Annotated in this window: 17 protein-coding genes; 4 read left to right on the top strand and 13 right to left on the bottom strand. The window is 60.2% G+C overall.

Annotated features, from left to right (window positions below; translation table 11 throughout):
- Positions 1-56 precede the first annotated feature (56 nt).
- From purH to gcbA, 13 genes are all read right to left on the bottom strand, one after another.
- Positions 57-1,664, bottom strand: a complete 1,608-nt coding sequence (gene purH / locus AC1DLB_RS00660) for a bifunctional phosphoribosylaminoimidazolecarboxamide formyltransferase/IMP cyclohydrolase (RefSeq protein ID WP_018928426.1) — start codon at positions 1,662-1,664, stop codon at positions 57-59.
- 81 nt (positions 1,665-1,745) lie between these two features.
- Positions 1,746-2,066, bottom strand: coding sequence for a DNA-binding transcriptional regulator Fis (gene fis / locus AC1DLB_RS00655; protein ID WP_007907419.1), 321 nt, complete (start codon positions 2,064-2,066; stop codon positions 1,746-1,748).
- Positions 2,063-3,073 carry a tRNA dihydrouridine synthase DusB gene (gene dusB / locus AC1DLB_RS00650; RefSeq protein WP_018928425.1) on the bottom strand — a complete coding sequence of 337 codons (1,011 nt, stop codon included), beginning with the start codon at positions 3,071-3,073 and terminating at the stop codon, positions 2,063-2,065. The genes fis and dusB overlap by 4 nt, the downstream gene beginning before the upstream one ends.
- Positions 3,074-3,258: 185 nt before the next feature.
- Positions 3,259-4,497: a DUF3426 domain-containing protein gene (locus tag AC1DLB_RS00645; RefSeq protein ID WP_138866715.1), complete on the bottom strand. Its 1,239-nt coding sequence runs from the start codon at positions 4,495-4,497 to the stop codon at positions 3,259-3,261.
- Between the two features lie 30 nt (positions 4,498-4,527).
- The gene (gene prmA / locus AC1DLB_RS00640) at positions 4,528-5,406 is read right to left on the bottom strand and encodes a 50S ribosomal protein L11 methyltransferase (RefSeq protein ID WP_477784480.1); all 879 of its coding nucleotides are present in this window, start codon (positions 5,404-5,406) and stop codon (positions 4,528-4,530) included.
- A gap of 325 nt (positions 5,407-5,731) precedes the next feature.
- Entirely contained in the window at positions 5,732-7,090 is a 1,359-nt protein-coding gene (gene accC / locus AC1DLB_RS00635; protein WP_018928422.1) for an acetyl-CoA carboxylase biotin carboxylase subunit, read from the bottom strand.
- Between the two features lie 17 nt (positions 7,091-7,107).
- The gene (gene accB / locus AC1DLB_RS00630) at positions 7,108-7,572 is read right to left on the bottom strand and encodes an acetyl-CoA carboxylase biotin carboxyl carrier protein (RefSeq protein ID WP_111455267.1); all 465 of its coding nucleotides are present in this window, start codon (positions 7,570-7,572) and stop codon (positions 7,108-7,110) included.
- A gap of 48 nt (positions 7,573-7,620) precedes the next feature.
- Positions 7,621-8,073, bottom strand: coding sequence for a type II 3-dehydroquinate dehydratase (gene aroQ, locus AC1DLB_RS00625; protein WP_007937215.1), 453 nt, complete (start codon positions 8,071-8,073; stop codon positions 7,621-7,623).
- Positions 8,074-8,205: 132 nt separating this feature from the next.
- Positions 8,206-9,948 carry a protein-disulfide reductase DsbD gene (locus AC1DLB_RS00620; protein ID WP_477744179.1) on the bottom strand — a complete coding sequence of 581 codons (1,743 nt, stop codon included), beginning with the start codon at positions 9,946-9,948 and terminating at the stop codon, positions 8,206-8,208.
- A gap of 200 nt (positions 9,949-10,148) precedes the next feature.
- The gene (locus tag AC1DLB_RS00615) at positions 10,149-10,517 is read right to left on the bottom strand and encodes a hypothetical protein (protein WP_230175426.1); all 369 of its coding nucleotides are present in this window, start codon (positions 10,515-10,517) and stop codon (positions 10,149-10,151) included.
- Positions 10,518-10,590: 73 nt separating this feature from the next.
- Positions 10,591-10,929 (bottom strand): polymorphic toxin type 44 domain-containing protein, encoded by a 339-nt coding sequence (locus AC1DLB_RS00610; RefSeq protein ID WP_086944042.1) that lies wholly within the window; start codon positions 10,927-10,929, stop codon positions 10,591-10,593.
- Positions 10,930-11,124: 195 nt separating this feature from the next.
- On the bottom strand, positions 11,125-13,071 hold the full coding sequence (locus AC1DLB_RS00605; RefSeq protein ID WP_477784479.1) for a methyl-accepting chemotaxis protein: 1,947 nt from the start codon (positions 13,069-13,071) through the stop codon (positions 11,125-11,127).
- 51 nt (positions 13,072-13,122) lie between these two features.
- Positions 13,123-14,793 (bottom strand): diguanylate cyclase GcbA, encoded by a 1,671-nt coding sequence (gene gcbA / locus AC1DLB_RS00600; protein WP_096481248.1) that lies wholly within the window; start codon positions 14,791-14,793, stop codon positions 13,123-13,125.
- Between the two features lie 290 nt (positions 14,794-15,083).
- Between gcbA and AC1DLB_RS00595 the strand changes: the two genes are divergently transcribed.
- The 4 genes from AC1DLB_RS00595 to speA form a co-directional block, all read left to right on the top strand.
- Positions 15,084-16,151 carry a DUF2333 family protein gene (locus tag AC1DLB_RS00595; protein WP_477784478.1) on the top strand — a complete coding sequence of 356 codons (1,068 nt, stop codon included), beginning with the start codon at positions 15,084-15,086 and terminating at the stop codon, positions 16,149-16,151.
- Positions 16,152-16,154: 3 nt separating this feature from the next.
- The gene (locus AC1DLB_RS00590) at positions 16,155-16,712 is read left to right on the top strand and encodes an NUDIX hydrolase (RefSeq protein ID WP_018928416.1); all 558 of its coding nucleotides are present in this window, start codon (positions 16,155-16,157) and stop codon (positions 16,710-16,712) included.
- A 175-nt stretch (positions 16,713-16,887) separates the two neighbouring features.
- Positions 16,888-17,259, top strand: a complete 372-nt coding sequence (locus tag AC1DLB_RS00585; RefSeq protein WP_477784477.1) for a translation initiation factor Sui1 — start codon at positions 16,888-16,890, stop codon at positions 17,257-17,259.
- Positions 17,260-17,479: 220 nt separating this feature from the next.
- The coding region (gene speA / locus AC1DLB_RS00580; RefSeq protein ID WP_477784476.1) for an arginine decarboxylase at positions 17,480-19,271 on the top strand (1,792 nt) is incomplete at its 3' end.

Here is a 19,271-nt window from a genome sequence, read left to right as displayed (position 1 = left end):
TCATCGAGGTCGGCTCCAACGCAGCAGGTACCGGGTTCAGTGCGGCCGTTGTCTTATTAGTGACGGAAGTGGCGCATGCCGGTGAAGACCATGGCGATGCCGGCTTCATCAGCTGCCGCAATCACTTCGTTATCACGCATCGAGCCACCTGGCTGGATCACCGCAGTGATACCGACCTTGGCTGCGTTGTCGATGCCGTCGCGGAACGGGAAGAACGCATCCGACGCCATGACCGCGCCCTGCACTTGCAAGCCGGCATGTTCAGCCTTGATCGCGGCGATACGCGCGGAGTTCACGCGGCTCATCTGGCCGGCGCCGACACCGATGGTCTGACGGTTCTTGGCGTAGACGATGGCGTTGGACTTGACGTACTTGGCGACTTTCCAGGCGAAGATCAGGTCGTTGATTTCCTGCTCGGTTGGCGCGCGCTTGGTCACCACTTTCAGGTCTTCGCTGCCGATCATGCCGATGTCGCGGCTCTGTACCAGCAAACCGCCGTTGACGCGTTTGTAGTCCCAGGCTGGAACGCGGTCAGCCGACCACTCGCCGCAGGCCAGCAGGCGTACGTTGGCTTTGGCGGCCACGATGGCGCGGGCTTCTGCGCTGACGGATGGGGCGATGATCACTTCGACGAACTGACGCTCGACGATGGCCTTGGCGGTTTCAGCATCCAGCTCGCGGTTGAACGCGATGATGCCGCCGAACGCCGACTCGGTGTCGGTGGCGTAGGCCAGTTCGTAGGCTTGACGGATGCCGCCTTCGGCGTCCGGGCTCACGGCCACGCCGCACGGGTTGGCGTGCTTGACGATCACGCAGGCCGGCTTGACGAAGCTCTTCACGCATTCCAGCGCGGCGTCGGTGTCGGCCACGTTGTTGTACGACAGCTCTTTGCCTTGCAGTTGGGTCGCGGTGGCGATGCCGACTTCGGCAGGCTTGGCTTCAACGTAGAACGCCGCGCTCTGGTGCGGGTTCTCGCCGTAGCGCATTTCCTGAGCCTTGATGAACTGGCTGTTGAAGGTGCGCGGGAATTCGCTGCGGCCGGAGGTCGAGAGGGTTTCAGCCGCCTGGTTCACGGTGCCCATGTAGTTGGCGATCATGCCGTCGTAGGCGGCGGTGTGTTCGAAGGCCTTGAGCATCAGGTCGAAACGCTGAGCGTAGGTCAGGCCGCCGGCCTTGAGGCTTTCCAGAACGTTGGCGTAATCGCTGGCATTCACCACGATGGCCACGTCTTTGTGGTTTTTTGCCGCCGAACGGACCATGGTCGGGCCGCCGATGTCGATGTTCTCGATGGCAGTCGGCAGGTCGCAGCCTGGCTTGTTGATGGTGGCTTCGAACGGGTACAGGTTGACCGCTACCAGATCGATCGGCTTGATGCCGTGCTCGCTCATGATGGCGTCGTCGATACCGCGACGACCAAGGATCCCGCCGTGGATTTTCGGGTGCAGGGTTTTCACCCGACCGTCCATCATTTCTGCGAAACCGGTGTAATCCGCGACTTCCACTGCGGCAACACCATTGTCGCGCAGCAGCTTGAACGTCCCGCCGGTGGAGAGGATCTCTACGCCCAGGGCTTCGAGCTCTTTGGCGAATTCAAGGATCCCGGTCTTGTCGGAAACGCTGATCAAGGCGCGGCGGATCGGCAGGCGGGTAGTCTGGTCGGTCATCTCAATTTCCATCAAAAGCAAAGGAGTCAGCAAAAAAGGCGACCGGTTTTACGTGGGCGCCTTTCTGGTTTGATTGAATGCTTACAGCAAATCGTACTGCTTGAGTTTCTTGCGCAGGGTGCCCCGGTTCAGTCCGAGCAGCTCACTGGCCTTGGTCTGGTTGCCCTTGACGTAGTTCATCACGCATTCGAGCAGGGGGGCCTCGACTTCGGAGAGCACCAGGTTGTACACATCCGTGACGGCAGCGCCCTCAAGGTGGGCGAAATAATTGTGCAGCGCCTTCTCGACACTCCCGCGAAGGGTCTGACCTTCTTCGCTCGGTGTATTGAGGTGCTGTTTCAAATTCACGTTGTCGCTCACGGGTGTTGTTCCACTCACTAAAGTCTCGGTCATCATCGTCATGCGGCCACCCCTTCTCCGTCCCCTGTCAGGCTCTTGTAACGTTCGGCGAAGAAGCCTCGAACGTAGGCGCATTGTGCTTCCGTATCTTCCAAACGATTGAAGTGGGCGCGAAACTCCCTGGCGCCCGGCAAGGTTGCGAGATACCAGCCCACATGCTTGCGAGCTATGCGCACGCCCATGACGTCGCCATAGAAGGCATGCAGCGCGGCCAGATGCTCAAGCAGAATACATTCCACCTCGATCAGTTCCGGTGCCGGGAGTTTTTCACCGGTACGCAGATAATGGTCGATTTCACGAAAAATCCATGGCTGCCCCTGGGCAGCCCGGCCCACCAACAGGCCATCGGCACCGGTCGCGTCGAGCACGTACCGGGCTTTCTCGGGCGAATCGATATCGCCATTGGCGAAGACCGGAATCGACACCGCCTGCTTGATCGCGGCAATGGTGTCGTACTCAGCTTCCCCGGTGTACAGGTCGGCACGCGTGCGGCCATGTACGGCCAACGCCGTGATGCCTGCCTGTTCGGCGATCTTCGCCACCGTCAGACCGTTCTTGTTCGCCCGGTCCCAGCCGGTGCGGATCTTCAGGGTGACCGGCACATCGACCGCAGCCACCACGGCCTGCAGGATCTCGGTCACCAATGCTTCATCTTTCAACAGTGCGGAACCGGCGGCCTTGTTGCAGACCTTCTTCGCCGGACAGCCCATGTTGATGTCAATAATCTGTGCGCCCAGCTCGACGTTGGCCCGGGCCGCATCCGCCAGCATCTGCGCATCTCCGCCGGCGATCTGTACCGAGCGGGGCTCGGGATCGCCTTCGTGGATCATGCGCATCCGCGATTTGCGGGTGTTCCACAAGCTCATGTCGCTGGTGACCATTTCCGAGACTACAAGTCCAGCGCCCAATCGTTTGCACAGCTGACGAAAGGGCTGGTCGGTGACGCCCGCCATGGGGGCGAGGATCAAGCCGTTGTGCAATGTATATGGACCGATGCGTACCGCCGACATAGGACTTCCCTGTTGTGGGGCCGGATCATGAGAGTTCGAAAAAGGGTTGGCATGATACCCGCTCTCGATGACTGGATAAAGGCTGAATTGAACAAAATCTGAACAACTAATTCGTTATCGCCAGCGGTTTGGTTTGAACGGTCAAAGTCAGGAAACCGCCGTCAAGCCTGCAACGCTTGAGTGTTTCACTCGGGCGAATGGAAGCTCAGGCTGTAGTTCACCGCTTTGGGGCCTGGGTCGAGAATGTCCAGCGCGATGTGGATCGGCGTTTGCGGCGGCATTTCGGCCAGGCCTTCGAGATCGCCGTTGAGGTACTCGCCGGGCTTGAAGCGACGACTGGCGATCAGGTGGCCGTTGAGGTCGGCAAAGCGCAGCTCCAGCAGCGGGAACGGCTGGGAGAAGGGCGCACGGTTATAAATGATGGCATCGACCACCAGCGCCCCGTTGAAGTCCGGGTGGCTGCGGACCACCAGATTGCTGCTTTTGACTTTCGCGATGTCGACCTTGGACGGCACTGTGCAACCGATGTGCGGGCAGAGTTGCTGGAACCACGGACGATACTGGTCCTGGCGCGCCAGTTCGTCGAAGTGGTAGGCGACGTACTGGCCAACGAGGCCGGCGGCGCCGAGCAGGATCAGCAGCAGCCAGAAAAAGCGCCGACCCCAGGGGGAGCGGCGTTTTTGCCAATCCAGTTGCAGCGGGTCGTCGGTCAGGTCCTGCAGCACTTCAGCGCGCATGGCCGGTTCGCTGCGTTCGCGTCGCTTGCGCAGGGGCTCGACGGAGGGCAGGTCATCGTCGATCTCGTCGTCATCGGTTTTCGCCGACAGGCTGCCAAAAGGGATCGGGGCGTCGAGCGGGTCGTGCAGGCGCAGCTGCTGTATCTCGGGCTCATCGTCCAGTGGCACGGGCTCCATGGACAGCGAAGGCTCGGTGCGCGAGTGTTTGCCTGGCTCGATCGTCGGTTCGACCATCGGTGATGGCGTCTGCACGTCGGCGGCTTGCGCACGATCGGCGGCCGACTCACTGAAGAGGCTGTCGGGCCAAGGGGCTTCGTCGTGTTCGGTGCTGTCGCGACGAGCACTGAGGCTGTCTTCGCGGGGGTGACCGAACTCCGTCGTCGGCTGGATTTCCCGCTGTTCGAGCCGGGCGAGCTCTTCGTCCAGGTCCAGGCTGTCCAGGTCCATCTCGGCCGCGGTCCATTGCTTTTGGCTGATGGCCCGCTGCACGGGCGGTTCTACGGGCGCCGATGCAGCCGGTTTTACCGCTTCCTTGCCGGCCCGTTGCTCAAGCAACTGCCTGGCGGCGTTGAACACCTGCAAGCACGAGCCGCAACGAACCACCCCACGGGCCACGCTCAACTGAGCGTGGCTGACGCGGAAGCTGGTTTGGCAATGCGGGCACTGGGTGACGAAGCTATCGGTCATGCGGCAATCCGGTTTATGCAGGCGCTCATTCTAGCGCCGACGGCCAGTGATGCGTACCCAGCCGTCGCGATTGGCGATCGGATCCAGATCGAAGTCCCGGGCATAGGCAGCGGCAACCTCTTCGCCCTGTTCGGCGAGGATGCCCGACAGTGCCAGGCGACCGCCGGACTTGACCAGGCTGGACAGTTGCGGCGCCAGGGAAACCAGCGGGCCGGCGAGGATATTGGCGACCAGTACGTCGGCTTGAACCTGCGGCAAATCTTCCGGCAGATAGAGCGGGAACAGCTCGTCGGCAATGTTGTTGCGTCCGGCGTTGTCGCGGGAGGCCTCCAGGGCTTGCACATCGATATCGGTGCCGACGGCTTGTTTGGCGCCCAGCAACAGGGCGGCAATCGCCAGAATCCCCGAGACGCAGCCGAAATCCAGCACGTTGCAGTCTTTCAGGTCCTGGCCATCGAGCCATTCCAGGCACAGCGCGGTGGTCGGGTGAGTGCCGGTGCCGAACGCCAGGCCTGGGTCCAGCAGCAGGTTCACCGCGTCAGGCTCAGGGGCGGCGTGCCAGCTCGGGACRATCCACAGGCGCTGACCGAAGCGCATCGGCTGGAAGCCATCCATCCAGCTGCGTTCCCAGTCCTGGTCTTCGATCACTTCGCTGTGATGCTCGGGCAGCGGGCTGCCGGTCAGCAACTCCAGGTGGGCCAGCACGCTGGCGGCGTCAGTGCCGCCTTCGAACAAGGCCAGCAGGTGTGTGTGCGACCACAGCGGAGTGGTGTTGAGTTCCGGCTCGAAGATCGGCTGATCTTCGGCGTCCATGAAGGTCACCGACACGGCGCCCACTTCAAGGAAAGCGTCTTCGTAGGTTTCGGCTTGTTCTGGGCTGATGGCGAGACGGACTTGCAGCCAAGGCATGGCGGGCACCTTTGAAAAATATAGATTGCAGCCTAGCGGGCTGCGAGAAGCGCGCAAGTTTACGCGAGCGCGCGGCAGAAGACGACCGGGTTGCCATCCAATAGCGGAGACGTCGGTCTCTGTGGCGAGGGAGCTTGCTCCCGCTGGAGCGCGAAGCGGTCCCAAAATGGCAGATACGGCTCTGTCTGACACAACTCGGATGAATGGTCTTGCGGCTGCTGCGCAACCGAGCGGGAGCAAGCTCCCTCGCCACAAGGTTTCCGGGCGGCATCTCCAGAAACAACAAAGCCGCCCGAAGGCGGCCTTGTCATGTTCCGGCTGAAGCTTAGTGCTTCTCGCCAGCCAGCTTGTGCTCGAGGTAGTGAATGTTCACCCCCCCTTTGCAGAAGCCTTCGTCACGGGTCAGATCACGGTGCAGCGGGATGTTGGTCTTGATCCCGTCGACAACGATCTCGTCCAGCGCATTACGCATGCGCGCCATGGCTTCGTCACGGGTTGCGCCGTAGGTGATCAGCTTGCCGATCAACGAGTCGTAGTTCGGCGGAACGGCATAGCCACTGTACAGGTGCGAATCGACGCGAACGCCGTTGCCGCCTGGTGCGTGGAAATGCTTGACCGTGCCTGGGCTCGGCATGAACGTTTTCGGGTCTTCGGCGTTGATCCGGCATTCCAGCGCGTGACCGCGGATGACCACGTCATCCTGGGTGAACGACAGCTTGTTGCCGGCGGCGATGCTGAGCATCTCCTTGACGATGTCGATGCCGGTGACCATTTCCGATACCGGGTGCTCTACCTGGACACGAGTGTTCATCTCGATGAAGTAGAAGCGGCCGTTCTCGTACAGGAACTCGAAAGTGCCGGCGCCACGGTAGCCGATGTCGATGCAAGCCTTGACGCAACGGGCGAGGACTTCCTCGCGCGCGTTCTCGTCGATACCCGGTGCCGGCGCTTCTTCGAGAACCTTCTGGTGACGACGTTGCAGCGAGCAGTCGCGGTCGCCCAGATGGATGGCGTGGCCCTGACCGTCGGAAAGCACCTGAACTTCCACGTGACGTGGGTTGGTCAGGAATTTTTCCAGATAGACCATCGGGTTGCCGAACGCTGCGCCCGCTTCGGAGCGGGTCAGTTTCGCCGAGGAGATCAGGTCTTCTTCTTTGTGCACCACGCGCATGCCACGACCACCGCCGCCGCCAGCGGCTTTGATGATCACCGGATAACCGACTTCGCGACCAATGCGCAGAGCGGTTTCTTCGTCTTCAGGCAGTGGGCCGTCGGAGCCCGGAACGGTTGGAACGCCAGCGGCGATCATGGCGTGCTTGGCCGATACCTTGTCGCCCATCAGGCGGATGGTATCGGCTTTCGGGCCAATGAACGCGAAACCGGAGTTCTCGACCTGTTCGGCAAAGTCGGCGTTTTCCGCAAGGAAGCCGTAGCCTGGGTGAATGGCGGTAGCGCCGGTCACTTCAGCAGCGGCGATGATGGCCGGAATGTGCAGGTAGGAGTGAGCGGCGGAGGCCGGACCGATGCAGACGGATTCGTCTGCCAGGCCCAGGTGCATCAGCTCTTTGTCGGCCTTGGAGTAAACGGCGACGGTCTTGATGCCCATTTCCTTGCAGGCACGCAGAATCCGCAGGGCGATCTCACCGCGGTTGGCGATCAGAACTTTTTCCAACTTCGCAGTCATCAAAGGCTCTCCGCGATTCAAACGATGGTGAACAGCGGTTGGTCGAACTCAACCGGCTGGCCGTCTTCGACGAGGATGGATTCGATCACACCGCTGTGGTCAGCCTCAATGTGGTTCATCATCTTCATGGCTTCGACGATGCACAGGGTGTCGCCTTTCTTCACGGTCTGGCCGACTTCAACGAAGGAAGGCGAGCTTGGCGAAGATTTGCGATAGAACGTGCCGACCATCGGCGAGCGGGCAACATTGCCGTTCAGCGTTGGAGCCGCTGGAGCCGCAGGCGCAGCGGCAGCAACCGGAGCGGCGGCAGCAACTGGAGCCGGTGCCGGCGCATGCATCGGAGCCGGTGCGTAGTACTGCTGAGCCGGCGTCTTGCTGTGACGGCTGATGCGTACGGACTCTTCGCCTTCCTTGATCTCAAGCTCGTCGATGCCGGACTCTTCCAGCAATTCGATCAATTTCTTAACTTTACGGATATCCATGAATCATCAACTCCCAAGGGTCGGTCAGGGGCGTTTAACGCTTGTTGTTCAAGCCGTTGCCTGTCTTTCAAGCTGCTCTAGTGCGGCCTCCAGGGCCAGTCGATAACCGCTGGCGCCAAGGCCGCAGATCACTCCCACCGCTACATCGGAGAAGTAAGAGTGATGGCGGAAAGGTTCGCGTTTATGCACGTTAGACAAATGCACTTCGATGAATGGGATGCTCACCGCCAGCAGCGCGTCACGTAACGCGACACTTGTATGCGTAAAAGCTGCTGGATTGATCAGAATGAAGTCCACACCTTCGCCGCGAGCAGCGTGGATGCGGTCAATCAATTCGTACTCGGCGTTGCTTTGCAGGTAAAGCAAATGGTGGCCGGCATTGCGCGCCCGCTGTTCCAGGTCCTGGTTGATTTGTGCCAGGGTGGTTGCACCATAGACGCCCGGTTCCCGGGTGCCGAGCAGGTTCAGGTTAGGGCCGTGCAAAACCAATAGGGTCGCCATCTGCTGCTCCTTTGTGATCCGTGTGCAATTGTCAGAACCAGGCGACTATGCCGCAAAGACTTTGTGACTGTCCAGTTCTATGCAATAGGCAGCACGATGGCCGATGTTTGCGCGAAATATGTGACCGGGTGATTAAATCCGGTCATTTGCTTTCGCAACACGTTCGGCGAAGCCCGTGGCGTTTATCTCGCCGATCACTCGCACATCGGTGCGTTCGACGCCGTCCCTGCCGAAAAACATCAGCGCCGGAGGGCCGAACAGCTTGTAGCGGTCGAGCAGGGCGCGCTGTTCGGTGTTGCTGGCGGTGATGTCGAAACGGATCAGTCGATAGCCTTTAAGACGTTCGACGACGTTGGCATCGTTGAGCACTTCGTGTTCGATGACTTTGCAACTGATGCACCAGTCGGCGTACCAGTCGAGCAGCAGCGGCGTGCCGGAGGATTTGGCTTCGGCGAGGACACGATCCAGTTCTGCTGGAGAGGTTATGGTTTGCCAGGTGCTGGCGATTGGCGCTTGCTGCTCGTTGCTGGCGACGAGGCGCGTCTGGCCAATTGGGTTGAATGGATCGGACTGACCGCTGAACGCGCCGTACCAACAGGCCAGTGCATAAAACAGCAGAAACATCCCCAGCAATTGCCCCAGGCGTTTTCTCGGCGGCTTATAGACAAACTCCAGCGCGCCCATGAACAAACCGACGCCACCGGCGAGCAAGCCGATCAACAGTAAAGTGATCTGGCCTGGCAATACTCGGCTGAGCAAACCGATCGCCAGCCCCAGCAAGAGCACACCAATCGCGTTTTTCACGTAGATCAGCCACGGCCCGCTTTTCGGCAACCAGGCCGCGCCGCCAGTCGCCACCAGCAACAGCGGTGCGCCCATGCCCAGGCCAAGCATGAACAGTTTCAATCCGCCGCCCAAGGCATCGCCGCTGGCGCTGATGTACAGCAGCGCACCGGCCAGGGGAGCCGAGACGCAGGGCGAAACCAGCAGGCTCGACACCACGCCCAGCACCGCCGCGCCCCACAGTGAGCCACCTTCGGTGCGCCCGGCGATCCGGTCCAGGCGGCTGCTGATGGCGTAGGGAAGTTTCAGTTCGAACACCCCGAACATCGCCAAGGCAAACACTGCGAAAAACATCGCGAACGGCACCAGCACCCAGGCCGATTGCAAGCGCGCCTGAAGATTAAGCTGTGCGCCGAACATGCCCATCAATGCACCCAACAGGGCGAAGCAGATGGCCATCGGCAGCACATAAGCCAGCGACAGGTTGAAGCCACGTAAACCGCCGATCTGCCCGCGCAGGACTACCCCGGAGAGGATCGGCAGCATCGGCAGCACACAGGGGGTGAAGGTCAGGCCGAGGCCTGCGAGGAAGAACAGCGCCAGTTCGCGCCAGCCCCAGGCTGTGGTCGTGGCACCGCTGCCATCAATACTCAGGCGCTCGGTCTCGGGCGGGTAGCACAGGCCTTTGTCGGCGCAGCCTTGATAGGTCACGGCCAGCGTAAAGGCGCGGGAATCGGTGCGCGGCAGTTCTACATCGAGAATGCCGTGGTAAACCTCGACATCGCCGAAGTATTCATCGTGCTTTTGTTCGCCCTTGGGCAGTTGAGCCGCACCGAGGCCAACGTCGGCCGGATCTGCGCGAAACTGGAAGCGATGGCGGTAGAGGTAGTAACCCTCGGTGGCGACGAAACGCAGTTTGATCGATTGCGGCGTACTTTCTACCAGGCTCAACTGAAAGGCTTCGCGCACCGGCAGGAAGTCGGCGCTGTTGTTGATCGAACCCAGGGTGGAACTGGGGCGACTGTCCAGCAACCCGGCGGCGGAGGCCGGGAGGGCGAGCACTAAAAACAGCAGGCAGAGCAAACGGCGCATGACAATCTCGCGTATTGGAGGTGCGGGCATGATAGCTGAGTGTGCAATGTATGCGACTACGCCGATCTCCCGTAGGCGCTGCCAAAGGCTGCGATATTTTGACTTTGATCTTCAACGCTCGATCCACCGCCAGGATCAACATCAAATGATCGCAGCCTTCGGCAGCTCCTGCAGGGAGGTGTTTCAGTCAGGCTTCGGGCTTACTTTGTTGGTTGATCGCTGGAGTGTTTACACAAGTTGATTGTTACAGGGGTGTAGTGGTTACTGTTGGTATGTCGAAACAGCGTGCTGCTGTGATACTCGTAGACTTCCTGGTTGGTCGATACATTGATAGTTGAACCTTGGATATCGACCTTTATGGCTGGATCTCGGGTGACTAAAAACGGACCAGCGGTCTTGAGTTCAGACGCTATTTGCTCGTTGGATGTCAGTTCGCGATAGACATAGTATCGATAGCTGAACGGTACTGTTGCTCCGCCTCGATCATCCTTGACGCCGTAGATGAAGCCGTTTTCGCCAAGGGGCAGTTTGAGTACTACATCGGTCAGCACCGGGTTGCCGGAAGACATGAGCCATGTCCAGCCGATGTAAGCCAAGCATACAGCTAGCAGGGAGGAGGCGACGATTGTGTATGCAGTGTTTTTAGTAGTTCCTGAAACGGGCATACCTGACTCCCTTCTTGATCCATTCCTGATCCGCAGGATCATCGCCAAAAGGAGCCTCGCTCCACCAGCTTCCAAATTCTACTTTTGTCGTTTTTGCCTGTGTCTGGGCAAGGCCGGCGGCACGTAACAGAACATTCTCGGAAAACCCCGCAGCAATCCCGGTCGCGCCGTAATTGAAATTGCCAAAGGCTTCATAGTCAGGGGATAGCTTTTTGTAGTCCCAAGGGCCGCGATTTCTGACTTGGCTATAGAACCAGGAGTAAATGAATGCGGATCCCTCTTTCAAAACTTTTTTCTTGTGGAAGGCAATGGCCATGTTTTCCTCCACAGATACGCCTGGGGGCGACGTTGGAACTATCACGGGGCACTCCTGTGCACGCTCGATTGATTGAAGCGCTAAACTCTAGCATCAAAACGATGACTAAAAGCACCGTATAGATAAGCAGGAGTTTTCATACAAAAACTCAGGTGTCGATAATCTTGCTCGTTGGTAGCGTTCAGGCCCGAGCCCTTAAACCCGAAATGCCTGCACCGCTGTATGCAACTGCCCACCCAATGTCAGTAAATGTTCGCCTTGGCTGCGCCCTTCACCAATCCTCAGCAAGTTATCCCCACCCAATTGATGAATCCGCTCACTGTGATCGCGGATTTCGCTGACAGCGCCGCTCTGCTGGGCAGTGACATCGGCGATGCGCACGGCGGTGTCGGAAATGGTCTGGATCGCTCCGACGATTTTATCCAGCGCACCGTCGGCGGCCTGGGCCTGGTTGGCCGTGGCTTCGGCGTGTTCGACCTGGGCGCGCATGCCTTCGACCGATTGTCGCGCGGCGGTTTGCAGGCCGGCGATCAGTGTCTGAATCTCGGCGGTGGCACCGGCGGTGCGCTGCGCCAGTGAACGAACCTCTTCGGCCACCACCGCAAATCCCCGGCCCATCTCCCCGGCGCGGGCCGCCTCGATGGCGGCATTCAGCGCCAGCAGGTTGGTCTGATCGGCAATCGAGCGAATCACCGTCAGCACGCCGCCGATAGTCGCCGACTCTTCGGCCAGATGTTCGATCATCTGCGCGTTGCCTTGCACTTCACCCACCAGCGCATGCAGCCCGGTGAGGCTCAGGCCGATGACCTTCTGACCATGCTCCACCGCCAGCCCTGCATGACGACTGGCGTCCGCGGCCTGGCTGGCATCACCGGCGACTTGTTGAATCGTTGCTTCGAGTTCACCGAGAGAGTCGCGGATCAGCGCGGTGTCGCCGGCCTGATGCTCGGCGCCGCTGTGCAGGTCATTGCTCAATTCGGCCAGCGTCCGGCTGCTGCCGGCGACTTGCTCGGCATTGAGGCGAATGGTCCCCACCAGGTCGACCAGATAGGCACGCAAGCGATTGAGCGAAGCTTGAATGTCATGCAGTTCGCGGTTGGTCGCACCCAGTTGAATGTCGCGACTGAAGTCGCCCTCGGCCCAGATCGAAAGGGCTGGCGCCAGATTGGTCAGGGTTCGGGCCAGGCGTCGCTGTAAGGTATCGATGAGCAAGGCGATCAGCAGAATCAGCCCGATCATCACGCCCTGCATCAGCCGCACTTCGCCCTGGATTTGCCCGTGCTGGGCGCGCACTACCGGTTCCAGCCCGGCGATGGCCTGCTGCACGGCGGTGATTTTCAAGTGAGTCGCGGCGCCGAGGTCGGCGCGTTTCTGGATCTGTTCGCGGGTGTGTGCCAGTTCAGTCGGGTAGCGGGTGAGCAGGCTGTTGAGCTCACGCTTGAGGCTGACGCCGGCGTCTTCGGCGACGGCTTTCTCGGTGTTCTCCAGGCCCATCATGGCGGAGAAGTCATCGGTGTTCGATTCACTGCTGGCAGTCACCCCCAGCAGCGGCAAGCTGTTCAATTRTTCAGCCTGAACGCGGATGCTGGCGACTTCGCGCTCGACATCGGCGGCCAGTTCACTGCGCCCGCTGCTGACCAGTTTGTCCCGGGCCAAAGACAACTTGCCCAGATGCTGGGAAGCTGCGAGCAAAGGCGTCAGATACGCCGCGTTGCCGTTGGCGTATTGGCTGAGCTGATCGAGGCTGGCACCGAGCTCGCGCTCGGCTTGCAGCAGCAGGGCTTGTGGATCGCCGGCGAGTTTGCCGGCAGCCAGCAGGTCCGTCTTGCTGAACTCTTCCAGGCTCGACAGGCTGGGGTGCAAGGTATCGGCCAGGGGCGGAGGTAATTCGCCGAGCTCCTTTTGCAGGCTGTCGATGGCCTGGCTGGCGCTGCTCAGACGCAGGGCATCGCCGCTGGTCAGGTAATCCTCGACGTTGCGCGCCACTTCATTTTGAAACTGCTGGGACAGGCCCAGGTAACGCTCCATCAACAGATAGGGGCGTTCCAGGGCTTTTTGCGACCACCAGAGGGTCGCGCCGAGGGCCACGCACACGGCGACCAGAAGGAGGGTATTGAGATTGGTCAACAGCTTCAGGCGCATTGCGGACTACCAACGGCAGAATGGTAAGTGCCTGAAGTTATTGCGTTTCTGTTACAGCGTTATGACCGAATCGGTCGATTCCGATGAAAAAGTGGCACTTTGCTTTGACTCCCGCGCGGCTTGCACGCGGTTGCGTCCGGCGTCCTTGGCGCGGTACAGCGCCTCGTCTGCCTGTGTGGCCATCATCAGGCTGTCGGAGCCTTCGTGCAGTTCGACGACGCCGGCACTGAAGGTGCACCAGAGGTCCTGGGGCTGCGCGGGGTAGTGAATTTCGGCAAAGCGCTGACGGATTTCATCGAGCACCTTGTAGGCCGATTCAATATCGGTGTCCGGCATGACGATGGCGAACTCTTCACCGCCGTAACGGCCGATGAAGTCGCTCTTGCGCAACCGTTGCTTGAGGAACAGCGCCAGGCTCTTGATCACCCGGTCGCCCATGGGATGGCCGTGGCTGTCGTTGACCCGTTTGAAGTGGTCGATGTCGAGCATCGCAAAGCTCAGCGGCTTGTTTTCGCGACGGGCACGGAATGAACAGTCTTCGAGCAGCTGCAGGATATGGGTGTGGTTGTACAAGCCAGTCAGGCTGTCGCGCACCATCCGCGCTTTCAGATTGCGCGCCCGCGCCGCGCGGTTGCGCACGGTGGTGATCAGGTGGCGCGGCTTGATCGGTTTGGTCAGGAAGTCGTCGCCGCCCTCACTCATGGCGTCGAGCTGCTTGTCCAGATCGTCTTCGGCCGACAGATAAATGATCGGCACGCTGACATAGCGGTCGTTATGGCGGATCACCTTGGCCAGTTCCGTACCGGTGCAGGCCGGCATGTACATGTCGAGGATGATCAGGTCCGGCTGGAAATCCGCCAGCTCGGCCATGGCCTGGATCGGTTCGATCAAGGTCCGCGTGACGATCCCGGCGCTGTTGAGCAGGCGTTCGGTGTGCAAGGCCTGTGCGCGGGAGTCGTCGATGATCAGCACTTTATAAGGTTCGTACTGGGCGACGCAGGTCAGCACTTCGATCTTTTCCAGCAGGCTCGAGGCTTCGAGGGTGCCGGTGAGAAACTCCTGGCCGCCGGCGCGCACGGCGGCGAGGCGGGTCGGGGTGTCGGTTTCGTGCAGGCTGAAAAACAACAGCGGCAAGGGCTGCTCCAAGCCTTGCTGGGCTTCGGCCGCCAGTTTCAGGCCGATGCCGGCGCCGCTGAAGTCGACGTCCATGACAATCGCCGCCGGTAAGCGCTCGACCATCGAGGCGCGGAACGCGGCAACACTGCCCAGGGATTGGGCGCTGAGCCCGAAGAACTCAAGTTGCTTGGCCAGCCGTTCGGCCCGGTCGTGATCCTGCAGCATCACGTAGATCGGTTTGCGCAGCGGCGGCAGGAAGGTGTGTTCGAGCTGATCGCCATGGCGCAGGCCGGTGCGGGACAAGCGCTGCATCAGGCGGTTGAGGTCAGTGATCAATCCGCTGCTCAGGCGTCCGCGATTGGCGTCGACGGCCTCCAGCGACTGGCCGATATGACGGGCCAGCAGGGTGTGTTCCGGTTGTTCGAAACGTTCGGCAAAGCGCAGCAGGCGCAGATTGGCCTCGCTCAGCTCCGACAGGTCGGTGATGGACCATTCATTGCGTTGCAGACGTTGCCATATCTCAAGAATCTGACGTGCCTGATGAATTACCCGCTGGGCAAAGTGGTGCTTGAGGCGCTCACGGCTGGGGTCTTCTGGCTCGGTCATATCCTGACTACTAGTTAGGGTGCATGCTGAGATCGACTGGTGGCTCTATGCTAGCATCTCTTTTCAATTGCATGAGTGTCCTGCGTCAATAATCTGCAAAGCGACATCATTCAGTTCCCGACCGACTGGTCGCATAGGCTCAAGGCTGTGCTTCATTTATAGTGATGGCTTCGATTGCAGTCATTGTATGGCTCGCTGTGTCCCGCAGGATTTAATGCGCGGCAAATAAGGCACGATGGCGTAGGGTTGTAGTCGAACCGATGAACTCAAGTGATTGAAAGGATATCGCCATGCTGGACTGGAAGAACCGCACGGGCAGCGCGCCTGAGCGTGCCGCTGAACCGAAATCGGCCACCCGCAGTTATTTTGGTGGCCTGTTGTTCAGCCGGGCGCTGGCCACTCTGATTTGCCTTTACTTGTTGGTGGCTATCGCGCTGGGCTGGTACTGGAGCCAGGAACCCGCGCTGTTCCCGGTTCAGCAGAATGCCCAGATGGCAGCTGAGAAAGAAGGTAAGCAGATGGTGGTCGGGTACACCACGGTGGAAACCCTCAAGACCGTCGCCGGTACCTTGCTGACCAAACCGGGTGGCTATATTTCCAACGACCGTTTCCCGCCGGGCCTGTGGATGGACAATATGCCGAGCTGGGAATATGGCGTGCTGGTCCAGGTCCGCGACCTGAGCCGTGCGCTGCGTAAAGACTTCGCCCGTTCCCAGTCGCAGTCCGCCGAAGACGCCGACCTGGCCAAGGCCGAGCCGCGCTTCAACTTCGACAACAAGAGCTGGGTGTTGCCATCCAGTGAGTCCGAGTATCAGGAAGGCATCAACTCCCTGAGCCGCTATCAGGCACGCCTGTCGGGGCCTGACCAGAAGAGCGCGCTGTTCTACGCCCGCGCCGACAACCTGAACAACTGGCTGGGTGATGTAGGGACCCGTCTGGGCTCGCTGTCGCAACGGCTGTCGGCCAGCGTTGGTCGGGTCAAGCTCAACACTGCGCTGAAAACCGAAATCCCGGCGCTCGGCCAGGTGCCGCAGGTTGACGAAGAAGTCGTTGAAACCCCGTGGATGCAGATCGATAACGTGTTCTACGAAGCCCGTGGTCAGGCCTGGGCATTGTCCCATCTGCTGCGCGCCATCGAAGTCGACTTCGYCGATGTGCTGGCGAAGAAAAACGCTACGGTCAGCGTGCGCCAGATCATCCGTGAGCTGGAGGCTTCGCAAGAGCCGGTCTGGAGCCCGATGATCCTCAACGGCAGCGGCTTCGGTGTGCTGGCCAACCACTCGCTGGTCATGGCCAATTACATCTCCCGGGCCAACGCCGCGGTGATCGACTTGCGTCAACTGCTCAATCAGGGCTGAGTCATGGTAGATAGCGCTAAAGAGGCCGCCCACCGCGCGGCCTCCGATGCCGAACAGATCGCCTGGGTCGACGAGCGGGACAACCTGCTCGGCGCCCTGGTGCGCTCCGACCTGCGTGAGCGTGGGCTGATCGGGCGCGGCACCTACATCATGCTGTTCAATTCTGCCGGTGAGCTGTGCGTTCACCGGCGCACCCTGAGCAAGGCGATTTATCCCGGTTATTGGGACGTGGCGGCCGGCGGCATGGTGCTGGCCACCGAGACCTACGCCGAATCGGCGGCCCGTGAGCTGGAAGAAGAGCTGGGGGTGAGCGGTGTGGAACTGACCGCCCACGATCACTTTTTCTTCGAGGACACCGGCAACCGGCTCTGGTGTTCGGCGTTTTCGGCGGTGTGGGACGGCCCATTGATCCTGCAGCCGGAAGAGGTGCTGGAAGCGCGCTTTATCCCGATCGATCAGGTCCTGCTGGAAATTCAGCAAAAGCCGTACTGCCCGGACTCTTTGGCAGCCCTGAAGCGCTATCTTCGCGCCCAAGGGGATGACGTCGCAAAAGAGCTGTAAATTGGCGCCGATTGGCTCTTAGCAAGTCGGCTTTTTGCCGTTACACTGCGCGACCTTTTCAAGCTGAACCGGCAGTGCCCGGCTCAGTAGCGCTGCCCCTGCCTGAGTGGGGCTTCGCGGTCGATAACCTTGCCCAAGGTTGCGATCAGTCTTTGTCCTCCCAAGAGGATTGCCGGTGGCCAAAAAAGCCACATCCTTCGCCGCCCTTGGTGGCCTGGTATTTTCCACCGACGCAGGTCGTCATTGCCCGGAATGCAGTAAACCGGTGGATGCCTGCATCTGCAAACAAACCGTTATCCCGGCCGGCGACGGCATCGCTCGCGTGCGTCGCGAAAGCAAGGGCCGTGGCGGCAAGACGGTGACGACCATCACCGGCGTGCCGTTGGCCGAAGACGCGCTCAAGGAACTGGCCACCACGTTGAAGAAACGTTGTGGGACCGGTGGGGCGTTGAAAGACGGGATCATCGAAATCCAGGGCGATCATGTCGAGCTACTCTTGGCTGAGCTGATCAAACACGGTTTCAAAGCGAAGAAGTCCGGCGGCTAGCAGCCTCTGTGAAAACCACCCGCGGCTTGATCCAGTCCTGATTTCATTCTGGTCTGGCGTCGTCTCCATGGTTTTCACAGAGCCTGTTCATGACCGGTTTCTAAACTCACTGCGGTCAGCGAGGTCTACCCCCTCGTTGACGAAACGTCATTTTCATTCTTTAGACTGCGCCGGCCTGAACTCAAGGCGACGCTCTATGACTTCTTTATAGGGGACTTCGATGTCCGTAAGACGCACACGCAAAGACGATGGCAGCCAATGGACAGTTGCGGACAGCCGCAGTGTTTACGGGATTCGCCATTGGGGGGCCGGGTATTTCGCGATCAATGACGCCGGTCGCGTCGAAGTTCGTCCGAACGGCCCGACCAGTTCGCCTATCGACCTGTTCGAGCAAGTCGACCAACTGCGCAAAAGCGGTTTGTCCTTGCCGCTGCTGGTGCGTTTCCCAGACATCCTGCAAGACCGCGTGCGTCAGCTGACCGGTGCGTTCGACGCCAACATCGAGCGCCTGGAATACCAGAGCAAGTACACCGCGCTGTACCCGATCAAGGTCAACCAGCAGGAAGCGGTGATCGAGAACATCATCGCCACCCAGAACGTATCGATCGGTCTGGAAGCCGGCTCCAAGCCTGAGCTGCTGGCGGTACTGGCGCTGGCGCCGAAGGGCGGCACCATTGTCTGCAACGGTTACAAGGACCGTGAGTTCATCCGTCTGGCGCTGATGGGCCAGAAGCTGGGCCACAACGTGTTCATCGTGATCGAGAAAGAATCCGAAGTCGGTCTGGTGATCGAAGAAGCGGCGTCGCTCAAGGTCAAGCCTCAGGTCGGCCTGCGTGTGCGTCTGTCGTCCCTGGCGTCGAGCAAGTGGGCAGACACCGGTGGCGAAAAATCCAAGTTCGGCCTGTCGGCGGCGCAACTGCTGTCGGTGGTCGAGCGTTTCCGTGCCGCTGGCCTGGACCAGGGCATTCGCCTGCTGCACTTCCACATGGGTTCGCAGATCGCCAACCTGGCGGACTACCAGCACGGCTTCAAGGAAGCGATTCGTTACTACGGCGAACTGCGCAACCTTGGCCTGCCGGTCGATCACATCGACGTCGGCGGCGGTTTGGGCGTGGACTACGACGGTACACACTCGCGTAACGCCAGTTCGATCAACTACGACATGGACGATTACGCCGGTGTCGTGGTCGGGATGCTCAAGGAATTCTGCGATGCGCAGAGCCTGCCGCACCCGAACATCTTCTCTGAAAGCGGCCGCTCCCTGACCGCCCACCACGCGATGCTGGTGGTGCAGGTGACCGACGTCGAGAAACACAACGACGACGTGCCGAAGATCGACAACAAGGAAGAACTGCCGGAAACCGTGCAGTGGCTGGTTGACCTGCTCGGCCCGACCGACATCGAAATGGTCACCGAGACCTACTGGCGCGCCACGCACTACATGAGTGACGTGGCCACCCAATACGCCGATGGCAAGCTGACCCTGGCGCAAAAAGCCCTGGCCGAGCAATGCTACTTCGCCGTTTGCCGCCGCCTGCACAACTCGTTGAAGGCCCGTCAGCGTTCCCACCGTCAGGTGCTCGACGAACTCAACGACAAGCTGGCCGACAAGTACATCTGCAACTTCTCGGTATTCCAGAGCCTGCCGGACACCTGGGCCATCGGCCAGGTCCTGCCGATCCTGCCGCTGCACCGTCTCGACGAAGAGCCGCTGCGCCGTGCAGTGCTGCAAGACTTGACCTGCGACTCCGACGGCAAGATCAAGCAGTACGTCGACGAGCAGAGCATCGAGACCAGCCTGCCGGTGCACGGTCTGAACGAGGGTGAAGACTACCTGCTGGGGATCTTCCTGGTCGGTGCCTACCAGGAAATTCTTGGCGACATGCACAACCTGTTCGGTGACACCGACTCGGTGAACATCTATCAGAATGCTGACGGCAGCGTGTACCACGCAGGTATCGAAACCCACGACACCATCGAAGACATGCTGCGTTACGTGCACTACGTGCACT

The organism is Pseudomonas sp. 05N434 (assembly GCF_056396965.1).
The sequence above is the reverse complement of the archived record's forward strand: the minus strand, read 5'-3'. Positions and strand labels throughout refer to the sequence as shown.